We start from the raw sequence: 15,709 nt of genomic DNA on the forward strand, positions 1-15,709 counted from the left end.
GACAAGAATGACTGACGCATTAATTTCTCATCAGCAGGAAACGGAAGCCTTGTCCGTGGTAGCAGCACGTGTCGCCGAGAAAATTAAACAACAGGGCAGGCAGGATGGCTTTTCCGTCGCGGAGCAGTTGGCACTTCTTCAGGAATTGCAGTCGTTTGACTTTGGGCGCTTTCTTTTACAGAACCAGGGCATTAATGGGTTTTGGACACATTACATGTTAACACACCCCTTTCATGGCCGGCTAACCGGAAAAAATAACCGCGGCCAGGGGTTTTCGCCACTGGAAAAATTTATCCTCGATGACTCCCCCTTAATGTTGGCCACCCAGGAGCGTTTCACATTTTTCCTCAAAGAAAATCAGGCCCAGGTGCGTCCCGGCGCCACACTGGCCTGTATTCCCTGCGGCATGATGGGGGAGCTGCTTTATCTTGATTTTCACGGGGTTTCTGATTGCCTGCTGGTAGGTATTGATTACGATGCCGACACCCTGGCGGATGCGAAGCAATTAGCCATCGAGAAAGGCTTAAACCAATGGCTTGTTTTAAAACAGGCAGATGCCTGGAAAATCACGGCCGAGAATGAATACGATTTGATCTCAAGCAATGGCTTAAGTATTTATGAACCGGGCACGGAGCGACTCTTGCAGCTCTATCAACGCTTTTATGCCGCATTAAAACCAGGTGGTAAATTAGTCACCAGCTTCGTCACTCCGCCGCCCACGGAAGCTCACCCCGGAGAGTGGGATCTGTCGCAGATAAATCATGAGCACCTGCGTTTACAGAAACTGTTATTCACAACGCTCATCGACAGCAAATTCCGCTGCTTTCGCTCGTCGCACGAAACAGAAGCCCTGCTCTCGCAGGCAGGATTCTCATCCATCCGATTTATTTATGACAAAGCACGCCTTTTTCCTACAGTGACGGCGTTTAAGCCCCAATAAGACAGCACGCCTTCTCAGGTTTTATTGCTATAGTTAATAAAACCAAGGAGGAATCATGTGTCGACTCGTTGCTTACCTCGGGGATGATGTGTTACTGGAAGACGTGCTGGTGAAGCCCACCAACTCCATTATTATGCAAAGCCTTCATGCCCGCGAATCCACCATTCCAACCAATGGCGATGGCTTCGGTTTAGGCTGGTATGCCCATCACCTCAGCCCGGCGCCGGCTTTATTTACTTCCATCTCACCGGCCTGGAATGACAGAAACCTGTTGCATTTGACCGCTAAAATTCAATCCACCTGTTTTTTTGCGCATGTCCGCGCGGCCAGTGCGGGAGGTGTGACCAATTACAATTGCCATCCCTTTATTCATGGTAACTGGATGTTGATGCACAACGGCGGCATTGATAATTTCATCACCGTTAAACGTCATTTGCGCCATATGCTGGAAGATGACATTTATAACTGGATTCAGGGGGAAACCGATTCGGAGCATTTTTTTGCCTTGTTTCTGCAATTAGCCAAGGGAAAAGATTTATCGCAATTATCAACCGTCGCTGAAATTTTTCAGGTCACGGTGACCGAAATCAATCGGCTGGTCAATGATTTTGGGGCGAAAGAAGCGTCTTATTTTAATATTTGCCTGACCGATGGGCAGCGCTTGCTGGCAAGCCGTTATTGTTCTGACAAGAAATTAAAACCCGAATCCATGCATTATTTTTCTGGTCACTGCTTTACGCCGCATAAACACAATCATGGTAAGGATGCAACTGAAGATCATCATTGCGTGCTGGTGGCGTCCGAAAAATTGACTAAATTTAAAGCGGAATGGCAGGATGTGCCGCCCAATCATCTGCTGCTGGTGGATTTTGACCGGGAAATCAGACTTCATCCCCTGCTGTAATAATTAGGCGTGCAGCGTGTCTGTAACCGTGGTGAGGCTGGCTGCAGGCGTGGCGCTGGTTTGTTTTCCGAGGTAATTCAAGGCTAAGGAAATGCGCTCCTGACTGACGATTTTTGGCCAGCAATAAATATCGTTGAAACATTTCTGTTGTTGTTTAAACGTTTCAGCAAAGGCGCTTCGCATCATTTCCGAATCTGTCCAGGCAATGACAGGCAATGAGGGCTTCAATTCCCAGAGCGCATCCGCCAGGGCAGGTCCATTACACAATAATCCATCGCTGGCACCCAAATCGCCATCGACAATCACTAAAGACATCTCGTCTGATTCGATCACATTTAACGCGCTGAGACTGTCATTGACCACTGTCACTTGCACTGAAGGTTGCACGGACTGCAACAGACGTGTTAAGCAAAAGGCATTAAATGCATTGTCCTCGACAATTAATACACGCATGAAAACTCCTTGAATCAATGCCTGCAGTATACCGAGCAAACCTTAAGAAAAACTTAAGAATTATTGCAATTTCATAAATATTTTTAGCGGCTATTAAAATACTATATTGATTTTTAACGATTTTTTTAAAAAAATAGGCTGCAAGGCAGCCTATTCATGCGTTAAGAAAAATTTACCTGATCGTGATGCCATTCGAGTGAGCGGCAATGACTTTGTTCGCGCGGCGTTTAGCAAAAAGACCGCACTCGACCACGCCAGGAATGAGTTTGATGGACTCCTCAAGACGGATGGGGGTGGATATATCCAAATGATAAACATCGAGAATAATATTGCCGTTGTCGGTTTTAAATCCTTCACGGTATTCCGGGTCGCCACCCAGCTTAACCAGTTCGCGTGCCACGTAACTGCGGGCTAAAGGAAGCACCTCGACTGCCACGGGGAAGGCGCCTAAACGATTGACGATTTTTGATTCATCCACGATGCAGATAAATTCCGAAGCCACGGTCGCAATGATTTTTTCACGGGTTAAGGCCCCGCCGCCGCCCTTTACCATTTCATTCTGTGCATTGATTTCATCTGCCCCATCAATGTAAATGGGCAATTCACCCGCGGCATTTAAATCAATCACCGGAATTCCTGCGGCCCGCAAACGGGTTTCTGTGGCCACGGAACTGGCAACGCAGGCGTCAATGCGATGTTTAATGGCCGCCAATTCCTCAATGAAATAATTGACCGTTGAGCCTGTGCCTACGCCGACAATCATGTTGTCCTCAATAAAGGCGAGAGCCGCTTTGGCAGCCTGTTGCTTTAATTCATTCATTTTGCACTCACATGGGTGAAAAGCCGCATTTTAACGCCATAAACTGTTCTTCACCAAATCAAGAATTTCAGTCCCCTGGCCGTTGATAATGGCTTTCATCATGTAAAGGCTAAACCCTTTGACCTGCGCTGTGGTGATGGTTGGCGGCATGACCAGTTCATTGCGGTTAACCCGCACGTCCACCAACGCAGGCCCGGGATGGCTGAAGGCAACCTGCAAAGCCTGTTGTAATTGTTCAGGTTCTTCCACCCGAAACCCTTTAATCCCTACCGCTTCCGCCATGTTGGCAAAATTGGGGTTTTCTAACTCGGTGGCATATTCCAGCATGCCGCCCACGTGCATTTCCATTTCCACAAAACCTAAGGTGCTGTTATTAAAAATAACGATTTTAACGGGCAGATTCTGCTGCACCAGGGTCAGGATATCCCCCATCAGCATGCTGAATCCACCATCGCCGCATAAAGCGACCACCTGACGATTGGGAAAGGCTGTTTGCGCCCCGATGGCCTGGGCCAGGGCATTGGCCATGGAGCCGTGATTAAAGGAGCCCAGTAAACGACGCTGGCCATTCATGGTGAGATAACGGGCTGCCCAGACGGTCGGCGTGCCAACATCGCAGGTAAAAATGGTGTCGACGTGAGCCTCTTCGTTGATCACGCGCGTTAAAAACTGCGGGTGGATAACTTTTTTGCCTGGGTTATAGTTTGCAAGCGCATCCAAATCCCGTCGTGCCTTTTTATAATGGCTAACCGCCTGTTCCAGGTGACTGCTGTCAGTCTTGGCCTCAATCAAAGGCAGCAGGGCTTTGAGGGTAGCATCACTGTCGCCAATTACCCCAAGCGCGAGATCCGTGCGTTTGCCCAATTGTTCACCGTGCAAATCAATTTGAATGATGTCCGCTTTACCCGGATAAAATTGCCGGTAAGGAAAGCTGGTTCCAAGCAACAGCAGGGTATCGCAGGCTTCCATCGCATAATAACCGGAAGAGAAGCCAATCAACCCTGTCATGCCGACGTCGTAAGGGTTGTCGTATTCGACATACGGTTTACCGCGCAGGGTATGAACCACCGGCGCACGCAATTTCTCACACAACGCCATCAACGATTGATGGGCGTTGGCCGCACCGATGCCGGCAAAAATGGTGATTTTTTTGGCGCTGTTTAACCGCTTGGCCAATTCATTCAATAAATCCGGTTGTGGAATCACCGCGGGTTGCGGCATAGGCATCCACTGCGGCATCGCCTCTGCCCGCATTTCCTGCAAAGCCAGATCGCCAGAGATCACCAACACAGCCACACCCCGTTTGGCCATGGCGGTCTGCATGGCAATTTTCAGCAAACGCGGCACTTGTTCTACTGACGAAATGACTTCACAAAAACAGCTGCATTCTTTAAATAAGATATTGGGATGGGTTTCCTGAAAATAATCCCCGCCGATTTCCGGGGTTGGGATATGCGCGGCAATGGCTAAAACCGGGGCATTGCTGCGCTGGCAATCATAAAGCCCGTTAATCAGATGCACATTGCCCGGCCCGCAGCTTCCGGCACAGACCGTCAGCCCGCCGGTCAACTGGGCCTCGGCGCCAGCAGCAAAAGCCGCCACCTCTTCATGGCGGGTATGCACCCATTGGATGGTCTTGCGTTTTTGCAAGGCATTGGTAATGCCGTTTAAAGAATCCCCAACAATACCATAAATGCGTTTGATGCCTGCCTTTTCCAACGAGTCCACAAAAACATCCGCAACAGTAGCCATGTTCAGTCCTTAGCGCCAGGCGTTGGTGTCAATTACTGACCTACAGTGGGTGCTGACATCGGCACCGCCGGTTTGGTCGTCATGGATTGACCAGAGGGTTTGGGCGCATTTGCGGCCGCTGCGGAGGAAGACGAGTGAGCGGCTGTGCTGGATCCGCTGGTTGGCGAATTCGCACGATCATAGGTCGTGACGGAGGCCGAAGAGCTGCTATGATAAGTGGTGTCATCCCTGCCGCTGGAGCCGCCCATTAAGCTCTGCATGGTGTCACACCCTGTCATTAACAAAGGAGCAACCAGTAACAATGAAGACATCGAGACAGTGCGCAATTTCAGTTTTTGCATATCATCATCCTTGAATAATTGGAGATACAGTCGTATAGATTCTAGCGGGTGCTCCGAACGTTGTAAAACGCCAACTTGTTAATACGGCAAAATTGGGATAAATATGTCTTATGCGTAGAATGCGCAACCCAATCATTAAAAGGATTCATTCATGATTTACCAGACTATTCTTGAAACCATAGGTCAGACCCCTGTTGTCCGCATTAACCGCATCAGCCAGGAATTGGACTGCGAACTCTATGCCAAATGTGAATTTTTTAATCCCGGCGGTTCAGTAAAGGATCGAATCGGCTATGAGATGGTTAAAAAAGCCGAAGAAGCCGGACGCATTAAACCAGGCGATACCCTGATAGAGCCCACGTCCGGGAATACGGGGATAGGCATCGCCCTGGCCGGTGCCGTGTTGGGCTACCACGTCATTATTACCATGCCAAACAAAATGAGCCAGGAAAAACAGGCCGTACTGGAACGCCTGGGCGCGACCATCTACAGAACACCCACTGAAGCGGCGTCCAGCGATCCGGACAGTCATATTTCTCTGGCGAAGGATTTACAGCGGCAAATTCCCAACTCCCATATCCTCGATCAATACGCCAACCCCGACAATCCCAATGCCCATTACTATGGTACCGCGCAGGAAATTATTGATGATTTCGGCAAGGACTTGCACATGGTGGTTGCCAGTGTAGGGACGGGAGGCACCATCACCGGCATTGCCCGCCGTCTGAAAGAATATAACCCGTCCATCCAGATTGTCGGCGTTGATCCCGTAGGCTCAATCCTTGGCGGCGGGACAGAAATTAAACCTTACCTTGTCGAAGGGATTGGCTATGATTTCTTTCCTGACGTGTTAAACAATGCCTTGATAGACCAGTACATTAAAACGACAGATGCCGATTCTTTCGCCATGGCAAGGCGCTTGATTCGTGAGGAAGGCTTGTTGGTCGGCGGCTCCTGTGGAGCCGCCATGTGGGGGGCTCTTAAAGCGGCAAAAACACTGGGGAAACATCAGAAATGCCTGGTTATCCTGCCCGATTCCATCCGCAATTACATGTCCAAATTCGCTAACGATGAGTGGATGAAAGAGCAGGGTTTTCTGTAAGGCAATGGACTCCCCTGAATGGGGGAGTCACCTTTTATTTAATGGCCGAGATGGAACTGCGGGTATTTTCCTGACTGTCGTTTTCAATCATGTCAAGTACCAGTTTGGAATCGAGTTGACCGATACTGACTGCACGGGCAATGGCATGGATAAGCTCCTTCACCACCTGCGACTCATTGGCTTCTCTGCTCAAACCAATGATGGCGGGTCTGTTCTGAGCTCTGGCTGTAATTTCAGCAAAGAAATGCTCATTACCGTACTCAAGTCCTACCTGACGAATGCGTCCGCGCAGGTAATCACTGCTGCCTAATCCTTTGACATACATGGAAATCAGCTGGTCTTTGTTCAAATTGCCATACTGAACCATGTTGGACAGCAGACTTTTATAATAATCAAACTCAGCCAGCAACCGATTGTCTTCCGCCTCAATACGCGCCAGGATGGCAGGCATTTCCGGATCGGGTTTGCCTTGCTCAGGGTTTGGTTCAATGGGCGGAACGGGTTGATTGGCAACCAGTTGAAAGCGTTCGGGTTGGGAAACACGTGGAATATAATGTTGTCCCTGCAACTGCATAACGACCTCCCCCACTCCCTGAGACTCGGCTTGACCATGGTACTTCATTGCGGGTATTTCTTTGTTGGGCTCGACAATTTTCACGGTAACCGGTATGTGCAGGGCATTGGCTAAGGCGGCAATGGCCGTTTCATCAATCCAGGTGGATGGTTGACGCATTTCAGCGGGTGACGTGCCTTCCGTGTCATCAACGAAAGCACCGCGATAATTTTCGGGATAAGTCACCATTTCATCGACTGCAATCTGACGCAGGGTATAGGCTAATTTATCAATAAATTCAGCCATTTTGGCAGGTGAATCCACCATTCTCGCCGGTGAATCGACTAAATCGCGGACACGCTCAGTCACTGTTTTCAATCCAGAGGCATGTTTCATGGGGAATAATTTAAAATGACGTGCCAATATACGCTTAAACAGGTCTTCGATGCCTCGAGGGCGGGCATTCACAGGAAAGTTGTTTTTAGTCAGCAATTGATCAACCAGAGCCGCTGCAATCGCTCTAAAGCCGCAATCGCCGTGACCGCCGACATCAATGAACGCGGGTTCCTGAAGTTTGACTACTTTAGATTTAGAATAGGCCGGCGCCACACCGTGGATGGGATTGACCCTGGCCGGGTTTCTAAAAAAACTTGATGTACTCATCGCACACCTCTATGTCGGGTTATTCTTCCATTCTAATCAAACTAGATTAAGGAAATATTAATAGGAAGACTGTTTCTAAAATTACCTAAAAAATTAAATCTTAATCACTTTTTGGGCAATGGGAGTGAATAAATTGCATAAGCTGCACAAAAAAATCCTTATCCCACAAATTATTATGATCTTTATCTGCAAATTCAATCAATTTTTTAGGTTCTTTGGCTTTTTTATACAAAACCTCGGCCTGCTCAAAGGGAACAATGCGGTCTAAACGCCCATGCAGAATAAGCAGCGGCGCACCAATGTGTTCAATCCGGGATAAGGAATCGAACTTATCCCAGGGCGACAGCAGAATCCAGGGGTAATGAAATCGAGCCACTGCCGTCATCGATGTGTAAGGGGATTGCAGGATCACCGCGCAAACGCGGTATTGTTCGGCCAGTTTTGTCGCGACACCACTGCCTAAGGATTCGCCATAAAGAATCACCCTCTCGCTGGTCACGCCCTCGTTCAGCAAAAAAGTCATCGCCGCCTCGCCATCGAGGTACAGGCCTGCCTCACCCGGGCTTCCAGCATTACCGCCATAGCCGCGGTATTCCAGCAGCAATACCCCATAACCGGCATTTAAAAAACCCGTCACCAAGGGCATGCGAAAACCAATGTGGCCGGCATTACCATGTAAATAGAGTATGGTTGGTTTTCCAGTCGCCGCTTTTTTATACCACGAGTTTAACTGAAGACCATCCGACGTGATTAATTTAACATCCTGCATACTTTGTGCATGGAAATGCTGTCGACTTGGCATTTCTTTTGCTGGAAAATACATAAGATGCCGCTGTAAAAAATACAGAAGCAACATAACCAGAGTGAACACAAAGGCAAGCGCCCAAAGAAACTGTTTCATCATTGCGTCATTAGAAGGGGCAGTCCTTTACTTTAAAGCAGGGTCTCCATCCAAACAATACACGCCCCGGGAGACACTGTACCCAGCAAGGAGATGGTATGGACCGTGTGCGGGAAGAAGATTTGCTGAGAATAAAGGAATTGCTGCGTCATGCCAGTGAATTCATTGCTTATTTTGAACTGGCTGAAGTCAAAATGATGGAGTGGCGGCAGGATATCGAATTGCAGACGCAATTGCAGCAACAACAGACACAGGAACAGTTACAAGGCCTGCGCAAGGAACTTGAAAATTTCCATGAGGTATTAACCCAGGCAGGGCTGCAACGCCTTCGCCAGCATACGGAACAAACGCTTAAACAGGGAGAAATCCACCTCCATTCCCTGCAGAAAACCAGTCAGCAAATGCTCGCCGATATGCAGTCTCAACATCGGGAATTCACTAAAACCGTCGAGAAAAGCCTGGCGCAACTCGATGAGTATGCGTTGACAGCCATTCAAAAAATCGGCACATTGCTGGCGGACTATGATGTGCAGCATTTCAAACGGGTAGCGAATGAAAGTTGTGAATACGTGGAAAAAGCAGCCAGCCAGGCCATCACCCAAAGCACGCGCCTGCTTAGAACCTTTCAATGGCGCGCCGCGGCGTTCGCCTGTTTAACGACTCTGTTAACGGCTTTTGGCGTAGGATTGTATGTCAACAATGAAATGCCCTGGGAGATGCATCAACAGGCGCGCAATGAACGCGAAGCGGGTAAATTACTGATGAAAGCGTGGCCCATGCTGTCGCAGCAGGAAAAAGACAACATCGTTGCCGGCGGGAAAAGGAACAAGTCTTGACCGTCTTAGTCTTTGCCGCCATCACGTCACTGCTCGCCCTAGGCTGGCCTGCCTTCAAACGACGCCGGCACCTTCGACGGTGGCGTCAGACTCTTGCCCTTAGCCATCATGCCAGGCGCTTTAAAGTGCTTTACCAGGATGTAGATGGCTTTGCGTTATCCCGCTTAAGCCGAACCAATCAGGATGCGATGGAATACGTTTACGGGGAAATTGAGTTTGAACCCTTCATTGCCTTGTTGTCGCTTTGTCACATCACGCCCCACACCGTGTTTTATGATTTAGGCAGCGGTACCGGCAAGGCAATCCTTGCCTGTGCCATGGTCTATTCCCCACAACGCAGTTGCGGTATTGAACTGTTCGCCCCACTTCATCAAGCCGCGGATGAGCGGCGCATTCAGTTGCAGGCATGGCCTGAGTACGCGCTGAAGGCGAAGCGCATTGAATTCAGACAGGCTGATTTTCTAGAGGTTGATTTGCGTGATGCTGATTTGATTTTTATTAATTCCACCGCCTTTTTTGGCGATTATTGGCGCAGGATTAGTGGTTATCTGGAACAGTTAAAACCGGGAACGCAGGTGTTAACTACCAGCAAACCATTGGATTCCGCCGCGTTCAACGTACGAAAAACCACCGTTCTGCAAATGAGCTGGGGACGCGTTACAGCCTATTTACAGTTCCGTTTGCACACGAAGTAAACGCTTATCAGGCCGCTGCATTTGCATTATTTGACTAAATCTTGTTACAGTTAATTGATAACATTGAATAATTTATTCTCGGGTCTATACTGAATATAAAACAATAAAATAGGCATTACCGGCAGTACTCTGGTAATGATAGACCTTAGAACGCGGCTAACCGAGGTGGGTATGATTAAATCGGAACTCATTGCAACCCTTGCTGCTGAAATGACACGCCTTCCTGAGAAGCAAGTGACTGACGGCATTAACCGAATTCTCGACTTAATGAGCCAGGCCCTGATTGATGGGAAACGCATTGAGATTAGGGGATTTGGCAGCTTCTCACTGCATTACCGCCCCCCCCGCAATGCCCATAACCCCAAAACCGGGGAAAAAGTGGTCACCGAAGCCAAATACAGTCCCCACTTTAAACCTGGAAAAGAGCTTCGTGAACGGGTCGATGCTTCACGAGGCAAAATACCGCTTGCGAAAGAAGAGGAGTAATGCGTTCTCAGGTTCGCGGTAAGGTAACGCCAGTTTGACCCTGGTATTTACCGCCCCTGTCGCGATAGGACACGGCACAGACCTCGTCAGACTCCAAGAACAACATTTGCGCAACTCCCTCGTTAGCATAAATTTTAGCTGGCAGGGGCGTGGTGTTGGAAAATTCAAGCGTCACATGCCCTTCCCATTCCGGTTCAAGCGGGGTCACGTTCACAATAATGCCGCAGCGTGCATAGGTGGACTTTCCAAGGCAAATGGTCAAGACATTGCGAGGGATTCGAAAATACTCCACTGTGCGAGCCAGCGCAAAGGAATTTGGCGGAATAATGCAGACATCGGATTGGACATCGACGAAGCTGTTGGCATCAAAATTTTTAGGATCAACAATGGCGGAGTTGATGTTGGTAAAAATTTTAAATTCATCCGCACAACGCACATCGTAACCGTAACTGGAAACACCATAGGAAATGATACGGCCATTTCCGGTTTCCCTTACCTGCCGGCGCTCATAAGGAGAAATCATGCCTTCTTCCATGGCCATTTTCTCTATCCAGCGATCTGATTTAATTGACATGGCAACCCTGTATAAATTTTAAAACCGATTTTCTACCACAAAGCATGCCGCAGGGGAAGGTATAGCGCAATTTTCAATCAATAAACCAGCACGGGTGTACGCAGTAACCGATTCAGGCTCATCGTTTCTGGCCTCGTAATGGACTTATCCTGATTGCTAATGAGTGTGTCTTGTTTTCGATCCCGTACTTTTTAATTTCCCAAGTAAACTCAATGCAGCCAATAACGCCATGTCTACTTCTGGACGGAAATCCATTGCAACAGCAAATCCAATATAATCCTCTTCAGGTAAAGTGAACTCTCTCTTCAAAATTGGCGTTACTTTATTAATCAGGGCCTGCATGGCAATATCATCTATCGATGTATAATGCATTTTTCTACTGGATATCATCTCCCCCAGGGTGACATGGAGAGCATACTTTAATAAATACAGCGCATCTTCTTGCGTTTGATCCACGTTGCTTAACTGAATCAGACCTTCTTCATTATAGAGGTGGGTAAACTCATCTTGTTCAGATGAAAACTCAGTGTGAAGAATATCGGGTTGGTGCGCATGAGTAGTCTGGCATCTAAAGAAAAACAAACAGTCTCCTCACCTTGCCGTTCAGTGATTTTAAAGCATCCCTGAAAAATAAGGGGGTTTCCCAAACAGCAACTAAAACAAGGGTTTCAACCGTAATCCCTGTCAATTTTTTCTTGGTTGACATGATGCAGCCGTTCCGAATTAAATTTTGTGGTTAATATTATCACCTGATTTTGATAATTCATGGCGTTTTAAATCGAGCCATTACAATCCTTTCTGCGAGGCAACGTGGTTGTAATCGACAAACCATTGCGGAAGTTTATTCCTAAGTCATTGAGCATTCATGGATCATCAAACCCACGCCATCATGCTTAAATGTTTTGACCCAAGCCTCGGCCATCCCATTTGCATCAGCGTCTCCCACTCCCGCCACAATGCGTTGCAATCCCATTTTCTTTATGTTTTATTGTAAAAAAGGGACAAGGGGTTTATCGGATGATCTATCTCATCATTTTCCTGTTAATGTGCGCTTTGGCTTACCTGCTAACCCCTCTGATTTTCCCGGGTTACTTCATCAAAAGTCAGAACCATTCCCTGACAAACAAGGATACGCTGACCCACAACGACCTGCTTAAACTATTAAATTTTTTTGAGTACAGCCCTGTGGAAATCGATGGGGTCTGTCACGGCTTTACTTTAAATTGGGCATTGGCTGCGGCAGGTAAATCAGAAAACTATTTTTTTAATCTGCTGAACACCTTAAGGACGCATAAGGCTGTTTTGCTTGATCAATCCAAATCCATCAGCGAAAAGGTAAAAAATCACCAGACGTTGAATAAAAAGGAAATACAAGTAGGCGAGTTGCAATCGCTTTTAGGACTTATCTGCCTTGCTCAGGATCCGGATTTTTATCACGAGGTCTATAATAAACCGCTGGCGCAAAGCGCCATTAATCCAATCCTTAAAATGATCCGCTATCAAAAAACACCGGAACATCAAACCGTCCAATGCCTGTATCAAAAAACGGTGCCCTGCGCTTCCAAAGCCAGGCTGCAGGAATTCCTGCAGCAACTCCGCCTGCTGCTCAAACTGGAGGATCATGTCGCCATTCTCGCGGGCAGCGAAGAACACAGTCTTGGCTTTCGGGTTCATTCCAAAGGATGGCTGTTCATGGATATCAATAACCTGTACAAGCAATCAAAAGACTACCCGCAGCAAATCCTGTCAACGGCAGTACTCGCAGAACGGTTGTATGAAACGCTTTTTGAAAAGGGCAACCATTTCATCCTATCCACCTGTTATATCGCCAGGCCCAATGCCGGCTTACTGCATCGTTTAAAAAAACTGGATTCAATGTTCCCGGTCACTAAAAAAAACATGGCCATCACTAATTCCCGCGGTTATGGGTTGCTGCCCATTGCGGCACAAAGTAATGATGTGCCTACGGTGAGAGAGCTGTTGACGCTCGATAAGCAGCACGCCTTTCTCAATAAAACTCAGCTTAAGCGCACCTTCTTTTATGCCGCCGCTTACAATCACACGACGATTCTCCAAATGCTTCGTCGAAAAGCGGGGCTTGATCTCAATACTCCCTGTGACTCCGACCACAACAGCATGCTGGGTCTTGCCTGTCGGGAAGGGCATACGGAAGCCGTGATTGAATTGCTGCGTGACCCGAGAGTGGATGTGAATTACATCAACAAAGAGGGATGCACCCCCTTGATGCTGGCCTGCACCTCCGAGTGCACAACCACTAACCGCGCGCTTTTTTTAGCCTTGCTTGAACGTGGAGCCAATACCCTGTCTCCTGACGGTAAGCCCATTATGGAACTGGCCGCTTTTTATGGTAATCAGGCAGCCATCGATGCCATTACCAGCCATCAAGCCTCAATAACACCCAACGATTCCGCTTCTGCCCTGAGGCAGTGCTTTACAAAAGCCTATGGCCACTTTTTTAAAGCATCTTCCCCATCAAAACCACAGATCACAAGCTCACTGGATGGCTGTTCGTTTAAGGACTCAATTTCCGCAATAGATCCCCCAATTCCACAGGCATAGGAAAAATAATGGTGGAATTATTCGTCCCGGCAATGGTCGCTAGAGTCTGGAGATACCGCAGTTGCATGGCTTGCGGTTGTTCAGCCAGAACCTTTGCGGCCTGTAATAATTTTTCGGACGCCTGCAGTTCCCCTTCCGCATGAATGACTTTGGCGCGACGGTCGCGCTCAGCCTCGGCTTGTTTCGCAATCGCACGAATCATGCTTTCATCCAAATCCACGTGTTTAATTTCCACATTGGCCACTTTGATACCCCAGTTATCGGTTTGCGCATCGAGAATACGCTGAATGTCGCTGTTTAATTGTTCCCGTTCAGCCAGCATTTCATCGAGTTCGTGCTGCCCTAAAACGGAACGCAGGGTTGTCTGCGCCAATTGACTGGTGGCCTCAAAATAATTCTCGACCTGAATAATCGCATGTTTGGGTTCAACAACACGAAAATAGAGAACTGCATTGACTCTGACTGACACGTTATCACGGGAAATAACATCCTGGCTGGGTATATCCATGACCACGGTACGCAAATCCACTCGAACCATCTGTTGAACACCCGGAATGACAATAATTAAACCGGGGCCTTTGACTTGCCAGAATCGCCCTAACATAAAAACAACGCCACGCTCGTATTCACGAAGCACTTTGAAGGTCGACAGCAACAGCAAGCCCAGTATGATTAATGCGAACATCAGAAAAGGTGCCATAATATCCTCCTAATTATCCTGCTTCTTCACGGCATTGCTGTTTTCCTGTCGTGATTTTTTTGCAGGTTTCATTTCCTTAACTTCCAAAAGCAGACCTTTCGCGGCAATGACTTTTATTTTCTTATTCTTGCCTATGGGTTGAGAGGCGTGCACATTCCATATTTCCCCGCGAATAACAGCCTGCCCCTGTAAATCAATATCCTCCATCGCTCGACCCTCTGCACCGACCAGAACGGACAGACCATGCTGAACGTCATGGCGCCGTGACTTGATGGTCATCCCAAGCAGGGTAAACAGCACCAGGACATTCACTACCGCCATGGCCCAAATAGCAGACCAGGCGACCTGATAGCTTTGATGGTCAGTATCAATTAACAGGATAGACCCAAAAATAAAGGCGATGCTGCCGCCAATCCCCAAAGCGCCAAAACTTGGCGAAAACGCTTCGGCAATAATAAAAACAATACCGATCAGGATTAAACCCAGGCCGGCGTAGCTGACAGGCAACAGCTGCAAAGCATACAGTGCAAGTAACATGGCAATCGCACCAATGACGCCAGGCAGTACAAAACCAGGGTTCATTAACTCAAAAAAAATGCCATAAATACCTAAAAGCAGCAGGAGGTAGGCGATCGTTGGTTCGGTGATAATCAAAAGCAATTGTGTACGCCAATCAGGATGAATGCGTTCAATGGTCTTATTTTCAGTGTCCAATTGAATTTTCATGCCATTCTGCATCACCACTTGACCCTGCAATTGCTGTAACAAATCAGTCTCATTGTCGGCAATGAAATTGATTACACCGGCCTTTAATGCTTCCTGTGCGGTCATGGTCGCGGCATCGGTGACGGCTTTTTCTGCAAATTGGGGGTCCCGTCCGCGCAACTGTGCCAAGGTACGGATATAAGCCTGTGCATCATTGGCTACTTTCTTGCCCAGGGTTGAGTTGTTTTTATCGCTCGTATCCTTGTTTTGCTCACCGATCTGTACGGGACTTGCCGCCCCCAAATGGGTACCCGGTGCCATAGCCGCCAGCGTACTGGCATAAAGGATATAAGTGCCGGCGCTCGCCGCCCTTGCGCCGTTGGGAGCCACATACGCAACCACCGGTGTTTTTGACGAAAGAATCGTCTGAACAATCAGGCGCAAGGATTTATCCAATCCGCCGGGAGTATTGATGCGCAGGATAATTAATGAGGCTTTATCGGCCTGAGTGATGCCGCGATGAATGTAATCCGCCATGGCAGGGCCAATGGCGCCTTCTACATTGAGGACAATAATTTTTTCAGCGTAGGTAATGGCTGGAATAAGTAAAAGTGTTAAACAAATAACCCACTTCACAAGAAAGGCACGTCTTTTGTGCGGGTTCATATAACATCCTGTTTGTCTCCCATCCATTAAGCATAGCA

Annotated in this window: 18 protein-coding genes; 8 read left to right on the plus strand and 10 right to left on the minus strand. The window is 48.0% G+C overall.

The window, feature by feature from the left end:
* The first annotated feature begins 7 nt into the window (after nucleotides 1–7).
* Entirely contained in the window at nucleotides 8–940 is a 933-nt protein-coding gene (locus tag Lrub_RS12950; RefSeq protein ID WP_058532524.1) for an SAM-dependent methyltransferase, read from the plus strand.
* Nucleotides 941–995: 55 nt separating this feature from the next.
* Nucleotides 996–1,844: a class II glutamine amidotransferase gene (locus tag Lrub_RS12955; RefSeq protein WP_058532525.1), complete on the plus strand. Its 849-nt coding sequence runs from the start codon at nucleotides 996–998 to the stop codon at nucleotides 1,842–1,844.
* A gap of 3 nt (nucleotides 1,845–1,847) precedes the next feature.
* Here Lrub_RS12955 and Lrub_RS12960 read toward each other — a convergent pair whose 3' ends face one another.
* The 4 genes from Lrub_RS12960 to Lrub_RS12975 all read right to left on the minus strand — a co-directional run bounded on the left by Lrub_RS12960 (nucleotide 1,848) and on the right by Lrub_RS12975 (nucleotide 5,210).
* Nucleotides 1,848–2,297, minus strand: coding sequence for a response regulator (locus Lrub_RS12960; protein WP_058532526.1), 450 nt, complete (start codon nucleotides 2,295–2,297; stop codon nucleotides 1,848–1,850).
* A gap of 172 nt (nucleotides 2,298–2,469) precedes the next feature.
* Nucleotides 2,470–3,117, minus strand: coding sequence for a ribose-5-phosphate isomerase RpiA (rpiA, locus tag Lrub_RS12965; RefSeq protein WP_058532527.1), 648 nt, complete (start codon nucleotides 3,115–3,117; stop codon nucleotides 2,470–2,472).
* A gap of 30 nt (nucleotides 3,118–3,147) precedes the next feature.
* On the minus strand, nucleotides 3,148–4,869 hold the full coding sequence (gene poxB, locus Lrub_RS12970; RefSeq protein ID WP_058532528.1) for a ubiquinone-dependent pyruvate dehydrogenase: 1,722 nt from the start codon (nucleotides 4,867–4,869) through the stop codon (nucleotides 3,148–3,150).
* 32 nt (nucleotides 4,870–4,901) lie between these two features.
* Nucleotides 4,902–5,210 carry a hypothetical protein gene (locus Lrub_RS12975; RefSeq protein WP_058532529.1) on the minus strand — a complete coding sequence of 103 codons (309 nt, stop codon included), beginning with the start codon at nucleotides 5,208–5,210 and terminating at the stop codon, nucleotides 4,902–4,904.
* A 151-nt stretch (nucleotides 5,211–5,361) separates the two neighbouring features.
* On the opposite strand from Lrub_RS12975, the gene Lrub_RS12980 reads away from it, so the two are divergent.
* Nucleotides 5,362–6,312: a pyridoxal-phosphate dependent enzyme gene (locus Lrub_RS12980; RefSeq protein ID WP_058532530.1), complete on the plus strand. Its 951-nt coding sequence runs from the start codon at nucleotides 5,362–5,364 to the stop codon at nucleotides 6,310–6,312.
* A gap of 34 nt (nucleotides 6,313–6,346) precedes the next feature.
* Here Lrub_RS12980 and Lrub_RS12985 read toward each other — a convergent pair whose 3' ends face one another.
* Together Lrub_RS12985 and Lrub_RS12990 are read right to left on the minus strand one after the other, a co-directional pair.
* On the minus strand, nucleotides 6,347–7,528 hold the full coding sequence (locus Lrub_RS12985) for a hypothetical protein (protein ID WP_058532531.1): 1,182 nt from the start codon (nucleotides 7,526–7,528) through the stop codon (nucleotides 6,347–6,349).
* A gap of 100 nt (nucleotides 7,529–7,628) precedes the next feature.
* Nucleotides 7,629–8,432, minus strand: a complete 804-nt coding sequence (locus Lrub_RS12990) for an alpha/beta hydrolase (protein WP_058532532.1) — start codon at nucleotides 8,430–8,432, stop codon at nucleotides 7,629–7,631.
* A gap of 95 nt (nucleotides 8,433–8,527) precedes the next feature.
* Here Lrub_RS12990 and Lrub_RS12995 point away from each other — a divergent pair, with 95 nt between their 5' ends.
* From Lrub_RS12995 to Lrub_RS13005, 3 genes are all read left to right on the plus strand, one after another.
* Entirely contained in the window at nucleotides 8,528–9,265 is a 738-nt protein-coding gene (locus Lrub_RS12995; RefSeq protein WP_058532533.1) for a hypothetical protein, read from the plus strand.
* Complete coding sequence (locus Lrub_RS13000) at nucleotides 9,262–9,960, plus strand: class I SAM-dependent methyltransferase (protein WP_058532534.1); 699 nt, start codon at nucleotides 9,262–9,264, stop codon at nucleotides 9,958–9,960. Before Lrub_RS12995 ends, Lrub_RS13000 begins: the two co-directional genes overlap by 4 nt.
* Before the next feature lie 171 nt (nucleotides 9,961–10,131).
* Nucleotides 10,132–10,446, plus strand: a complete 315-nt coding sequence (locus Lrub_RS13005; protein ID WP_058532535.1) for an integration host factor subunit beta — start codon at nucleotides 10,132–10,134, stop codon at nucleotides 10,444–10,446.
* 7 nt (nucleotides 10,447–10,453) lie between these two features.
* Here the strand turns inward: Lrub_RS13005 and dcd are convergent, their stop codons facing one another.
* Both dcd and Lrub_RS13015 read right to left on the minus strand, forming a co-directional pair.
* A complete protein-coding gene (dcd, locus tag Lrub_RS13010; protein ID WP_058532536.1) occupies nucleotides 10,454–11,020 on the minus strand; it encodes a dCTP deaminase in 567 nt (188 codons plus the stop codon).
* Between the two features lie 156 nt (nucleotides 11,021–11,176).
* Nucleotides 11,177–11,476: a hypothetical protein gene (locus Lrub_RS13015; RefSeq protein WP_133134090.1), complete on the minus strand. Its 300-nt coding sequence runs from the start codon at nucleotides 11,474–11,476 to the stop codon at nucleotides 11,177–11,179.
* Nucleotides 11,477–11,885: 409 nt separating this feature from the next.
* Between Lrub_RS13015 and Lrub_RS15205 the strand changes: the two genes are divergently transcribed.
* Both Lrub_RS15205 and ankG read left to right on the plus strand, forming a co-directional pair.
* Nucleotides 11,886–12,014 (plus strand): hypothetical protein, encoded by a 129-nt coding sequence (locus Lrub_RS15205; protein WP_272946959.1) that lies wholly within the window; start codon nucleotides 11,886–11,888, stop codon nucleotides 12,012–12,014.
* A 23-nt stretch (nucleotides 12,015–12,037) separates the two neighbouring features.
* Nucleotides 12,038–13,600: a Dot/Icm T4SS effector AnkG/AnkZ/LegA7 gene (gene ankG, locus Lrub_RS13020; protein WP_058532538.1), complete on the plus strand. Its 1,563-nt coding sequence runs from the start codon at nucleotides 12,038–12,040 to the stop codon at nucleotides 13,598–13,600.
* Here ankG and Lrub_RS13025 read toward each other — a convergent pair.
* Nucleotides 13,554–14,300, minus strand: coding sequence for a slipin family protein (locus tag Lrub_RS13025; protein WP_058532539.1), 747 nt, complete (start codon nucleotides 14,298–14,300; stop codon nucleotides 13,554–13,556). The two genes, ankG and Lrub_RS13025, sit on opposite strands and share 47 nt — an antisense overlap.
* A gap of 9 nt (nucleotides 14,301–14,309) precedes the next feature.
* A complete protein-coding gene (locus tag Lrub_RS13030; RefSeq protein ID WP_058532540.1) occupies nucleotides 14,310–15,671 on the minus strand; it encodes an NfeD family protein in 1,362 nt (453 codons plus the stop codon).
* Between the last annotated feature and the right edge of the window lie 38 nt (nucleotides 15,672–15,709).

It is taken from the genome of Legionella rubrilucens (assembly GCF_001468125.1).
In the GTDB taxonomy this organism is placed as follows: domain Bacteria; phylum Pseudomonadota; class Gammaproteobacteria; order Legionellales; family Legionellaceae; genus Legionella_C; species Legionella_C rubrilucens.